Origin of the sequence: Streptomyces fractus, assembly GCF_049844455.1 — a bacterium.
GTDB lineage: Bacteria > Actinomycetota > Actinomycetes > Streptomycetales > Streptomycetaceae > Streptomyces > Streptomyces fractus.
In genome coordinates this window covers 5,068,829-5,080,679 of record NZ_JBMYHI010000002.1, presented here as the reverse complement: position 1 = coordinate 5,080,679, position 11,851 = coordinate 5,068,829, and the positions used below count along the sequence as shown (strand labels likewise).

Annotated in this window: 11 protein-coding genes; 8 read left to right on the top strand and 3 right to left on the bottom strand. The window is 70.6% G+C overall.

Annotated elements, in window-relative coordinates; translation table 11 throughout:
• Positions 1 to 4: 4 nt before the first annotated feature.
• Positions 5 to 847 carry a nitrilase-related carbon-nitrogen hydrolase gene (locus ACP4E5_RS24965; RefSeq protein ID WP_425832281.1) on the top strand — a complete coding sequence of 281 codons (843 nt, stop codon included), beginning with the start codon at positions 5 to 7 and terminating at the stop codon, positions 845 to 847.
• A 122-nt stretch (positions 848 to 969) separates the two neighbouring features.
• A complete protein-coding gene (locus ACP4E5_RS24960) occupies positions 970 to 2,658 on the top strand; it encodes a bifunctional 3'-5' exonuclease/DNA polymerase (protein WP_425832279.1) in 1,689 nt (562 codons plus the stop codon).
• 271 nt (positions 2,659 to 2,929) lie between these two features.
• Here ACP4E5_RS24960 and ACP4E5_RS24955 read toward each other — a convergent pair whose 3' ends face one another.
• The 3 genes from ACP4E5_RS24955 to ACP4E5_RS24945 form a co-directional block, all read right to left on the bottom strand.
• Positions 2,930 to 3,808 (bottom strand): SUMF1/EgtB/PvdO family nonheme iron enzyme, encoded by an 879-nt coding sequence (locus tag ACP4E5_RS24955; protein WP_425832277.1) that lies wholly within the window; start codon positions 3,806 to 3,808, stop codon positions 2,930 to 2,932.
• Between the two features lie 112 nt (positions 3,809 to 3,920).
• A complete protein-coding gene (locus ACP4E5_RS24950) occupies positions 3,921 to 4,706 on the bottom strand; it encodes an aminotransferase class IV family protein (RefSeq protein WP_425832275.1) in 786 nt (261 codons plus the stop codon).
• Between the two features lie 153 nt (positions 4,707 to 4,859).
• Entirely contained in the window at positions 4,860 to 5,243 is a 384-nt protein-coding gene (locus tag ACP4E5_RS24945; RefSeq protein ID WP_425832273.1) for a GntR family transcriptional regulator, read from the bottom strand.
• 518 nt (positions 5,244 to 5,761) lie between these two features.
• On the opposite strand from ACP4E5_RS24945, the gene ACP4E5_RS24940 reads away from it, so the two are divergent.
• From ACP4E5_RS24940 to ACP4E5_RS24915, 6 genes are all read left to right on the top strand, one after another.
• Positions 5,762 to 6,031 (top strand): DUF6284 family protein, encoded by a 270-nt coding sequence (locus ACP4E5_RS24940; protein ID WP_425832271.1) that lies wholly within the window; start codon positions 5,762 to 5,764, stop codon positions 6,029 to 6,031.
• Positions 6,028 to 7,131 carry a conjugal transfer protein gene (locus ACP4E5_RS24935; protein WP_425832268.1) on the top strand — a complete coding sequence of 368 codons (1,104 nt, stop codon included), beginning with the start codon at positions 6,028 to 6,030 and terminating at the stop codon, positions 7,129 to 7,131. The genes ACP4E5_RS24940 and ACP4E5_RS24935 overlap by 4 nt, the downstream gene beginning before the upstream one ends.
• Complete coding sequence (locus ACP4E5_RS24930; RefSeq protein ID WP_425832266.1) at positions 7,131 to 7,469, top strand: RRQRL motif-containing zinc-binding protein; 339 nt, start codon at positions 7,131 to 7,133, stop codon at positions 7,467 to 7,469. Before ACP4E5_RS24935 ends, ACP4E5_RS24930 begins: the two co-directional genes overlap by 1 nt.
• Before the next feature lie 29 nt (positions 7,470 to 7,498).
• The gene (locus tag ACP4E5_RS24925) at positions 7,499 to 7,813 is read left to right on the top strand and encodes a hypothetical protein (RefSeq protein ID WP_425832264.1); all 315 of its coding nucleotides are present in this window, start codon (positions 7,499 to 7,501) and stop codon (positions 7,811 to 7,813) included.
• A 93-nt stretch (positions 7,814 to 7,906) separates the two neighbouring features.
• The gene (locus ACP4E5_RS24920; RefSeq protein ID WP_425832262.1) at positions 7,907 to 9,589 is read left to right on the top strand and encodes a hypothetical protein; all 1,683 of its coding nucleotides are present in this window, start codon (positions 7,907 to 7,909) and stop codon (positions 9,587 to 9,589) included.
• 1 nt (position 9,590) lies between these two features.
• Positions 9,591 to 11,690 (top strand): hypothetical protein, encoded by a 2,100-nt coding sequence (locus tag ACP4E5_RS24915; protein WP_425832260.1) that lies wholly within the window; start codon positions 9,591 to 9,593, stop codon positions 11,688 to 11,690.
• Positions 11,691 to 11,851 lie beyond the last annotated feature (161 nt).

The window sequence follows — 11,851 nt, the reverse complement described above, 5'->3', positions numbered from 1 at the left end:
GGGCATGAGAGTGGCACTGGCGCAGACCGACTGCGAACTCGGCGATGTGGACGCCAACCTGGACACGGCCCGCGAGCAGATCGCGCAGGCCAAGGCCCAGGGGGCGGACCTGGTCGTCTTTCCCGAACTGAGCCTGCACGGCTATCACCTGGGCGGCCTGAAGTCGGACACGTCGATCGCCACGAACGATCCGCGACTGCTCGGCCTCACGTCGCCGGACGGCCCGGACGTTCTGGTGGGCCTGCACGAACACACGAGCCTGCGCGCGTACAACACCTCCGCCTACTACGCGGGCGGCGCCCTGCTGCACGCCCACCGCAAGCTGTACCTCCCGAACTACCTGGCCTGGGAGGAGCGCAAGCACGTCAGCCCCGGCCAGCACTCCCGCGCGTACGACCTGCCGGGCGACCACGGCAGGGCCGCGACGCTGGTCTGCAACGACGCGTGGCAGCCGGTGCTTCCGTGGCTGGCGGTGCAGGACGGCGCGGAGGTCCTGTTCGTGCCCGCGAACAGCGCGGCGACGCTCGACCCTGAGGCCATGGACACGACCCTGTACTGGGACACGCTCCTGTCGTACACGGCGAAGATGCTCCAGTGCTGGGTCGTCTTCGTGAACCGCGTCGGCAACGAGAACGGGGCGTCCTTCTGGGGCGGCTCCCGCGTCGTCGACCCGCGCGGCACGGTCGTGGCGCAGGCGCCGCAGTGGGAGCCGGGGCTCGTGACGGTCGACATCGACGTGCACGAGGCGCGGCGCCAGCGCAGGGCGGTCCCCTTGGTGGCGGAGGCGCGGCTCGGGTTGGTCGACCGGGAGGTCCGCCGGCTCATCGACGAGGGCGGGGACAGCTAGGAACTCGGGTGGGCCGTTCGAGCCCCGCCGACGATTGAGGCGCGGGGTCCGGGGCAGCGCCCCGAGGCCGCGTCAACGTCGCGGCGGAAAGATTGTCAGTGCCGGGTGTGACACTCGGCAGCGTGACCGAACGATGGGCTCTCGCCCCCACCGAGCGCGGCGGCGCCGACCTGGTGCCGCTGGGCCCGGACGGCCTGCCCGCCGCGGCGGTCGTCCGGGAGCCGGACCTCGCCGAAGCCGTCCGATCCCGGCCGGAGGTCACCCGCTGGGTCTGGCGGGACACCCACGCCGTATACCCCCAGCTGCTCGCCGCGGGCGTCCGCGTGGAGCGGTGCTACGACATCGAGGCCGCCGAGAACCTCCTCATCGCGCACGAGGGGCGGCACGGCGACCCCCGCTCCGCCGCCGCGGCCCTGGCCAGGCTCAAGGGCGCCCCGGTCCCGCCCGATCCCCCGCCCCGCGTCGCCGCCCCCGGCTCCCAGTCCTCCCTCTTCGAGCCGCGCCCACCCGTCGACGTATCCCTGACCGACCTCGTCGACGTGTACGCGGAGCAGCAGCGCCGGCACGGGGCCACCGGGCAGCCGGGCCGGATGCGGCTGCTCACCGCGTCCGAGTCGGCGGGCATGCTGGTGGCCGCGGAGATGCACGCCGCGGGCCTGCCGTGGCGGGCGGACGTGCACCGCGCGGTCCTCGGCGAGCTGCTGGGCGAGCGGTACGGGGGCGGGGGCGAGCCGCGCCGCCTGGCCGAGCTGGCGGACGAGGTGTCGGCGGCGTTCGGGAGACCGGTCCGGCCCGACCTGCCCGCCGACGTGATCAAGGCGTTCGCCCACGCCGGCATCAAGCTCACCTCCACCCGCCGCTGGGAGATCGAGGGCATCGACCACCCCGCCGTAGCGCCCCTGATCGAGTACAAGAAGCTGTACCGGATCTACACGGCGCACGGCTGGTCCTGGCTCCAGGACTGGGTCAGGGAGGGCCGGTTCAGACCGGAGTACCTGCCGGGTGGCACGGTGTCCGGGCGGTGGACGACGAACGGCGGGGGCGCGCTCCAGATCCCCAAGGTCATCCGCCGCGCGGTCGTGGCCGACCCGGGGTGGCGGCTCGTCGTGGCCGACGCCGACCAGATGGAGCCGCGGGTGCTCGCCGCGATCTCCCGCGATCCGGCGTTCATGGAGGTCTCGGGCCAGGCCGCGGACCTGTACCAGGCAGTGTCCGACCGTGCGTTCGCCGGTGACCGGGGTCAGGCCAAGCTGGCCGTGCTCGGCGCCATATACGGGCAGACCTCGGGCGACGGCCTGAAGAACCTGGCGCTGCTGCGGCGCCGCTTCCCGAAGGCGGTCGCGTACGTGGACGAGGCGGCGCGCGCGGGCGAGGAAGGCCGCCTGGTCCGCACGTGGCTGGGCCGCACCTGCCCACCGGCGGCGGGCGCCACGGACCCCGAGGAGGCCGGCATCCCACAGGACGAGCCCGAACAGACCGCGGAAGCGGGCGGGCTCACGTACGGCTACGCCTCGTCGAACTCGCGCGCCCGCGGCCGCTTCACCCGGAACTTCGTCGTGCAGGGCAGCGCCGCCGACTGGACCCTGCTCGTCCTCGCCGCGCTGCGCCGCGAACTCGCGGACATGGCAGCCGAGTTGGTGTTCTTCCAGCACGACGAGGTGATCGTGCACTGCCCCGAGGAGGAGACGGAGAAGGTGAGCACGGCGATCCGGGAGTCGGCGGACCTCGCCGCCCGCATCACCTTCGGCGAGACACCGGTGCGCTTCCCGTTCACGACGGCGGTGGTGGAGTGCTACGCGGACGCCAAGTGACCTCCCCCACCGTTCCCGCACGAGGGCTCGGCCCGGAACGACAAAACCCCGGGTCGGAGTGGGATCCGACCCGGGGTTTCCATCTGAGCCGCCTTCGGGATTCGAACCCGAGACCTACGCATTACGAGTTGTCGGATCTCGGTCCGAGGACGTCCACAACCGTTCGAAACCCCAGGTCAGCCGCCATTCTGGACAAGGGCAGAGGTGTTGTGGACGTCTGTGGACAACCCTTCAACCGAGACCACAACTGAGCCCCTGCCCTCTCGCGCCGTTACCGCTTTCGGGGAGCCATCTGCTCGGGCGTCGCGACGCAGCGGAAGCCGGTGTCGTCGTCGTGCATCGAGTCGTTGGCGTCGTTGGAAACGGCAGGGACGCCGCGGAAGAGCGGGCTCGTGAAGGCGCTCCCCCGAAGTTCGTAGCGTCCTGGCGTGGTCTGCGTGGAGAGCCATTCCCACACGTTGCCTACCATGTCGTACACCCCGTATGGGGATACGCCGCTGTGGTACCGCGAGACGGACGTCGTGCGTTCCACGCCGGTCTCTCGGACGTTGCACTTTGCGGCAGTCTTCTGGTCACCCCACGGGAAGATGCGGCCGGCCGTTCCGCGGGCCGCCTTCTCCCACTCCTCGGCTGCCGGGAGCGACTTCCCCGCCCACTCCGCGTACGCGTGCGCGTCCCGCCACGTCACATGAACGACGGGGTGGTCGTACAGAGCACGGGGGCACCGGCCGTTCGCCCAGTGCTCGGGCACGGGGTGCTGAGTGGCCGCACAGAAGCGCGCGTAATCCGCGTTGGTCGTCGGGAAGGTGTCGATGTGGAAGTCGTCCACCCACACCGGGTCGTCGTCCTCCCCTGACAGGAAGATCCCTTCCGGGATGTGCGCCATGAGCTTCCCGTCGCCGGGATGCTTCACGTACTCGCCGCTGAGTGTCTGTTCGTCGTCGGGCTCGATGACGGCCTGAGTGGGAATGTCGTCGGCCGACAGGATGCCCACGAAGCGCCCTTGGGCGTCTTGGTCGGCTTTCGCGAGCAGTGTGTCGAGTGCCGCTTGGTTCACCATGCGAAGGACGGCCTGCTCACCATCGCCCTCCCACCGGGAGACGATGCGGTCGGAAACCCCGAGCGTCTCGGAGAACTCCATCAGGCTCATGCGTGCAGCTTGACGCAGTGCCTTAACTTCACGGCCGGTCCATTTCGTAACGAGTGGCATCGGTTACCTCTGTCGTGAATCGCCGCCCCGGTGGCGGGGCGGCGGTACGCGGCTACAGGCGGTCGCCGGGAATGCCGGCGTAACCATCCCGCAGCGCGTCGAGCACGGGGTGGTTCTGCGGGAACTGCACGTCGTCGAGCGCGCTCACAGCGCGGACGCCGATCGTCGTGTTCGTGGCGAATGCGGCAGCCATCTTCGGAACGTCGGCAAGCCGCACCGGGGCAGTGACCTGCTTGGGGGCATCGAGGGTCTGAAGCAGGAGCATCGTCGTGCCGGGGAGTACAGGTGCGTCGGGCCAGATGACGGTCCCGTCCTGGTCGACGAAGCCAAGGTTCCAGGTACCGCCCTCTGCGATACGGCCGTCCTGCTCGACGAACACCGCGTCGTCGAACCCGGCGAGTTGTGCGTCTCGACGGACACGGAGCTGCGAGTGAAGGCCGATGTGCTTCACGGCCGCACTGTCGCGGCTGAAGGTGAAGGTCTTCGCCTTGAGCGGGGGCGGCGGCATGGCACCCGCGGGGCGCAGGTTCACGAGAACGTGCGGGTCCTTCGCCTCACTGGGGTGTCCCATGTCGATGGCGGGGTCGAAGATCGTGACCCGGAGGCCGGCGGCCCCCGTGATGCCCTCCGCGGCCTTCCGGATGTAGTCCCGCGTCCGCTCACGGTCCAACTCGACGCCGAAGACGATTCGGCAGTCCCGCACCAACCGGTCAAGATGGAGCGACAGGCCCCGTACGGTGCCGTCCTCCATGCGCATGGACGTGAAATGCCCGTAGTTGGTGAGAGCAAGGCTCTGGAGTTCGTCGAGGGTGACGGGTTTTCCGTTCAGTTCAGCCATGCCGCCAGTCTTGCAGCATGTGACGGGCCGACAACACCCAGTTGAGAGACCTAAGTTCGCTTTAGTTCGGTACAGGGGCGGCGGGAGTACGTACTCACGGAGCACTCACCAGGACACGCTAAGAGCATGATGGTGAACGCACCGCGAGAGGCCCTAAGCGCCGGACTTCCCCGCAAGGGAGTCCACGGCCCCTTCAAGCTGCTTGACGCGCTCGACAAGGCCGGCAAGTTCGGTTCCCATGCGCGCCACTTCCGCCTGAAGGTCGATGACGCTTTGGGCTGCCTCACGGGGCCCCTGCTCACCGTCGGCAGGGTCGCAGACGTACGTACCGCTCCCCGAGACGCCTTCCGCCAGCCCCTCAGCTTTGAGCAGCGCGTACGCGTGCTGAACGGTCGCGAGGGCAACACCGACCTTCTTGGCGTGCCCCTTGGCGCCGGGGAGTTGAGCCCCAGGACCGTATGTACCTGCGGCGATCTCGGCTCGGAAGTGGGCAGCGATCTCGCGGGCGTTGGGCTTCCTCTCCGGCTCTGACTCCATCCCAAAAGCGTACCTGACCTAGGTCGTTTGAAGACCGAGGTGCAGTGCGCTTGACGACCGAAAGCGACCTAGGTAGCTTTCAATCAACGGCAAGCGACCTAGGTTGCTTGTTGGAGGTCATTCGACCTGTACGAGTAGCGCCCGGATGCACGGCCCGGAGCACGCGCTACGGCGAACTCAACAGAGTGCCGACCCAGCCGCATGAACACGTGCGGTCGATGGGTGCGGGGCACCATCCCGACCGCCCATGTCGGGCCGGGTGTCCTGCCCGGAGTCGTCCTTCGTGACGGCCCGGCATCGCGTGATCTGACTTCCGCAGAACCTTCGCGGCACCTGCCGCGCTTTGAACCTCACCCGTTTCCGCAGCTCATTGGCTGCGGCCGGTTGCCTCCGCCGCTCGTCTCGTACGAGCGGCGCCGAGGGGAGCCGGACCCTCCGACTTCAACGGCGCGCGCCCCCGGAGCGGCTACTCCGAGGGCGCTGTGGGGCCGTTGCAACCTGCTAGGGAGACACGACCCATGAACCACATCGTCACTGTTCAGGACGCTGTTACCGCGTTCGCTCCGGACATGGAGCCTACGAACGCGGAACTGGACGCCATCGAACGCGAGATGCCCGTCATCCTCGCTGACGTCGACCTGCTCGACGCCACGATTGCCACCCTGGACCGCACCCCGAGCGAGCTGGACGAGCGGCGCATCCGCCGCGCCCGCCGCCGGGCGCTCGCTGCTCGCTGCGAGCTGGTCAATCAGGCCGCCGCACTCGGGCAGACGAGCGGTGCCGCATGAGCACGCAGAACCGCAAGGAGCTGAGCAAGACTCAGAAGGTCGTACTCACTGCGGCGTTCGTGCCGATGCTCGCCACCGGCGTCTTCGGTGGGATCGGCACCTACTCCAACATCAGCGGCGCCTACGGCACCGGTACTGCGCTCGGGGCCGTGGCCGCGGGCGAGGGTGCTACCGCCGTTCTGGCGCTGGTGCTGCTCGGGCTGACGATGCTGGGGCAGTCCTCGCCGCTCATCGTCCGGCTCGGCCTGTGGGCGCTGCCGGCCGCCGCGTCCGCGATGGCCGCGATGGCGGCCGACGACGCCGGAACCACGGTCATCTACGCGATCACCCCGATGGGCATGTGCGTCTCCGCCGAGGGCATGGCGTTCCTGGCCCGGCGGATCGCGGTGCACACCGAGGACCGCGACGCCGAGGGCGAGCGGCGCGCGGTGGAGACCGTGCAGCGGCTCGCGTATCACCGGGCCCGCGCCGCCAACCATCCCGACGAGCGCGTCCGTAACCGCTCCGACCGGGCGTCGTGGCGGCTCGCCCGCAAGGTCGGTGTCGGGGACGCGGCGCTCGGATCGAGGCTGCTCGACGTGCAGCGCGAGCGCGTCACGATCGGCGCGGATGCCGCGCTCGGATCGATGTTCCGCCTCGACTCCGACTCCCTCCCGATCGAGGCTGCAAAAACGAAGGAATCGAACAAGACCACCGCAAAACGGTCTACGGCTGACCTGCCGGAATCGACCCCGGCGCCGATCACCGGTAAGCCGACCGTGCTGCCGCGCGCGGTGCCGGTCGACTTCCTGAAGTCGAGCCTTCCGAGCAAGCCCGTGAAGGCGATCGAATCGGCCCCGGTCACCTCGATCGAGCGCCGCACGATCGCCGTCGAGTCGACCCGCCCGCGTCGGGCCACCGGCCGCGTCCCGGACGCCGCGAAGCCGACCCGACCCAAGCGCACCCCGGAGCAGTTGCTCAAGGAGGCGCGCAAGGCGGCGGCCGACTGGCCCGACAAGAAGCTGACCGCCGAGGGCCTGCGCCGCGCCCTGCACACGTCCCCGGCGAACGCCCGGATGCTGCGCGATGCGCTACGGGCCGAGCGCGGATCAGCGGCCTGATGGCAATGCTGCCCACCTACCGATGGCGGCTGGCCCCGGACGGCTACGCCACCTACCGCCAGCTCCGCGCCCTCGGGCTGCGGCCCGGCGGACAGGACGTCGCCGCCCAGCTCGAACGGCCCCGCCGACGGCGAGGCCCACTGGTCGCCTACCTCTACCGCATCAACCTGGCGAAGCCCGTACGGCCTATGACGCTCGCCAAACGGGCGGCACTGGCCAAGGCCAACGCCGCCCGCCGCACCTGCCCCGAATGTGCGCAGGACGCCGGTTACGTCATCCCGCCCTCACTGGGCATGTGCGGCCGATGCGCCGCCCCCGAGGAACAGCGCGCCGCCTGAAAAGCCCTGACTGAACTGGGAGTTCCCCCATGACCAAGCACCCCGTCCGGAGCCGCATGGTCGACGTCATCAGCGTCATCACCGCGCTCGCGCTCGCCGCGTCCATCGGCATGCGCCTCCGCTCCTACGCCGTCCCCCTCGATCTGCTCATCCCGTGCGTATTCGCGGTGGCCTCCTCCGTGCTGTGGCTGCTGACCAAGGTCGCGAAGGCGGCCGCAAGCCGGGTGCACCGCTGCACTGCCAAGGGCTGCACGTTCGAGGTCCGCGTACACGACGGGAGCGCGGCCGACGGTCGCCGCTGGCAGGAGATCGCCGCCGCCCACCCGAACCACTACCGCTTCTGAGCAGCGCGTTCCCACACCAGCGCAAGGCCCAGCCGGAGGCCCTTCCACAAGCCCGGCCGGGCCCTGCTCCTCCTCCAAAGGAGTGCTCTCAGCATGACCGACACCAGCACTGAAGCGGTAGTAGTCCCTGCCGCCGTCGACACCCCGCCCGCCCCCGAGCCTGCACAGCCTGTGGACAAGGCCGAGCAGGCGCCCGACATCGAGCACGCGCCGGGCGGCTGGCCCGTGGTGCCGCTGGCCTTCACCGGGGCGAACACGACCGTGAGCATGGTCGCCGCTGCCGGTCTCGCGGGGGGCCCGATCGCCGCCGCTGTGGCCGCGACCGGCGCCGCCGTGCTCGGCACGGTCGCCTCGTACCGCAACCGCAACCCCCGCCCGAAGCAGGCGGTCCGCCGTCAGGCCGCACGAACTGCGGCCCGGCAGCACGCCGCCCGGACCCACACCGGCGGGCTCACCGGCGGCGGACGCGGCGCCAGTTCGACGAGCCGTCGCGCAGCTGGCAGCGGAAGCCGGGTACCGAGCCAGAAGGGGAGCAAGTTCGGTAGTACCCGCGGCGCCTCGAAGTCCGGCACCGGTCGTGGCTTCGCTGCTGGTCAGGGCCGGGCCAAGACGGGCACCAAGCGTGCCCCGGTGTCCCTGAACAAGTCGACCGGCCTCAACAAGGGCCACAGTCGTGCGGGTTCGGGACTGCTCGGCAAGACCGGGCAGGTCAAAGCCCTGCGTTCCGCGCAGAAGGCGGCCGGTGGATCGCGTGGAGAGAAGCGCGCGAACGCCACCGCGGCCCGTCGCGCGGTCGCCGATGCCCGCCGCGGCGCCACCGCGCCCAAGAGCCTGAACAAGCCGCAGACCCGCAATACCGGCCGCGGCAAGCCGGGCGGGGGCGGCGGGCTCGGCAAGACGCGGGCCCGGTCGGGCGGCCTGGCTGGCCGAATGCTGGGCGGCACCGCCCGCAAGGCCCGTGCGGGCCGGGACGCGGCGATCGCCAAGACCCGTGCGCGCCGGGACGCCAAGACCGGCGCGACGGTGGCCGGGCAGCGCTCGAACGTGCGCAAGGCCCCGGCCCGTAAGACCGCCCGCAAGGCCCTGCGCCGCTCGGCGGCCCGCTTCCACGGCCGCCGAGCAATGGCCGCCCTACTGGCGCTCCCGTTCGGCCTGCTGGGGCTACTGACCACGCCGCTCGGCCGGAAGCTGCGCGCGTCCTGGCTCATGCATCCCGGCCGGCGCCTGTACCGGCGGATGACCGCCACGGCCCGCGACCAGCGCGAAGGCCGGGACGAGGAGATCCGCGCCGAGCAGGAGGTCGCCGAGGCCGCCGCCGACGAGGAGGCAGCCGAGGACGACATCGCGGCCCTGGCCGACCTGGTGCAGCGCCCCACCGAGCAGGTCCCCGAACCCCCCAGCACCGCGTCGACGAGCAGTGAAGGAGAGATCGTGTCCGGTTTCCGGTTCGAAGAGTACGCAGCCGAGATGGAGCAGGCCGCGCAGTCCTACGACCCCGAGAACGCCATGGAGATCCTCGCCATGGTCGAAAGCCTCCCCGAGGCGCTGACCAGCGTCGCGAACGTGATGAAGACGCTCGCCGAGCGCTCCGACGGTGAGTTCCCGCTGGAGAAGGAGGTCGCGGACGGCTTCAACGACATCTTCGGCGCCCTGTCCAGCGCCGTCGCGGTCGCCGAGGACATGGGCCCGCTGTTCCGCCAGGCCCACGAGGCCGACATCGCCCGCCACGAAGACCCGCGTAACGGCCCGGAGGCCGAGAAGGGCTGGAACGTCTGACATGAGTGCCGCCGCTACCGCCAACAACAAGCGCAAGCAGGCGGACAGTGGCCCGGTGCTGGACTGGAGCGCCGGTCACGGACCCGTGACCGGCGCCCTGTCCGCCACTTCTGGGGCCCTGGCCGTCGCCACCACCGGAGCCGCCACCGGTATGCCGCCCGCCTGGGCGCTCGCCGTTGGTACCGCCGGTGCACTCGGTCACACCGTGGCCGGGCTGAAGGTCCGCAACGCGGGCCGCACCCTCGCTTTCAAGGCCGCCTCGTGGCTGGTCGGCGCCGGGTGGACGACCTGGGCCATGACCACCGGTCCCCTGTCGTGGGCCGCGCTCGGGTCACTCGCCACCCTTGGGGTCGGCATGGGCGCCGGGGCCCGCTCCATGGCCCTGTACGAGGAGGCCCGCGAGGAGGAGGCGCTGGCCGCCGAGCGCCGACAGATCGCGCACGAACTGTCCGCGGAGCGGCGGGCGATCGCTGCCGAGTGGGTGGAGCGCATCCAGCGGATCTGCAACATCACCGTCAAGGTGCTCGCGGTTGAGATGTGGGAGTCGGGCAACGGCTACTCCCTCGACCTGGAGCCGCACGGCGGGATCACCTACGACCGCATCGCCCAGTTCGCCCCGCAGCTGTCCGCGGACGCGAAGCTGCCTCACGGCTGCACCGCCGCCGTGGGCCCCGGCATCCACCAGGGCCGCGCCATCGTGGACGTGACCACGAACAACGTGCTCGCCGAGGCCCGCACCTACCCCGACGACTACGGGCCGCTGTCCATCCACACGGGCATCCCGTGGGGGTTTCGCACCAACGGTGACGACGTGCACGCCTACCTGCGCGAACAGTGCGCGCTCGTGGTCGGGCCGACCGGGTCGGGCAAGACGAACCTGTTGCACGGCATCCTGGGCGGCTTCGCCCGCACCACCGACGTGCTGACCTGGGTAATCGACCTCAACGCCGGATCGGCCGGCCTCCCGTGGGTACGGCCCGCCCTGGGCGGCGAACTGACGCAGGAGGACGGCAAGCCGGTGCGGCCCGGCGTCGACTGGCTCGCCGGAACGTATGAGGAGGCCCTGAAGCTGCTCGATGCCGCGATCGCGGTCGGGTTGCAGCGCAAGCGCGCCTACCAGGAGCTGATGGCGCGGGAGGACACCGACCTGTTGCCGGTTTCCGCGAAGATTCCGCAGATCATGCTGGTCATCGACGAGGGCGCGGAAATCCTCGTGTCCACGGACCGGCAGATGAAGGAACTGGCCAAGCGGATCTACGAGTTCATCCGCATGCAGCGCGCCATGGGCGGCCGCACCGTCATCACCGCGCTCGGGGCCACCGGCAGCGTGCTGGGCAACCTGCTCATCCGCCGCGAGGCCAAGGTCCGCGTCGCCCTGACCGGCGGGGAGACCGAGGGCATGGACCTGTCCAAGATGTTCCCCGGCCGCAAGGGACTGCGCGTCGACCAGGCCCCGTTCAAGGGCGCCGGGTTCATGGGCACCCCGGAATCCCCCGGCGCGCTGTTCAAGGCGTGGCGGATCAAGCCCTCGCAGATCCGCGACATCACCGTGGCCACCAGTGACCGGCATCCACGCCTGGACGACGTATCCGCCAAGGCAGCCGGGGAGGCGTACGCGCGGCGCTGGGACGACGAGCGCACCGCGTGGATGCGCGACCTCGGACCCGAGCCCGCAACCGCCGAGCCCAACTCGACGGAGCAGGCGGGCCGCACGGGCAGCCGGTTGAACCTGTCCGCCTTCCGCACCGAACAGGCCGCGACGGGCGCGCAGGACGAGCTGCTGGCCCAGTTCCGCAAGGAGATCGACGCACAGTTCGGCACCGCCCCCGACCCCTCCGCGCCGCGGCCGGCCTCCGGGCTGAACCTGTCCGCGCTGCGCGGCGGGGGCAGCCGGGAGACGGGCCCGGACTGGCTTGCCGATGCACTCGCGGCAATCAAGGAAGCGGGCACGTCGGGCATGAAGCCGTCCGCTGTGGCGGACAAGGTCGGCCGCAGTCGTCAGGCAGTACGCGACGGACTCAAGGCCGCGGCCGAGCGCGGGGAGCTGGTCTACCGCGACAACGGACCGCACTCGGTCTACGTCCACCCCGACCACGCCTGACCCTGTCACTGACTGCTACTGCCTAGTGGCTACTGCCAACTTGCCACTAGCCAGTAGAACGCCCTCCTACTGGCCACCAGGGGCCCTGACAGGGCCTTTCCCGGCTTGTCAGTAGCCACTAGCCAGTAGCCACTACAACCACACACCGTTACTGCCCGGCG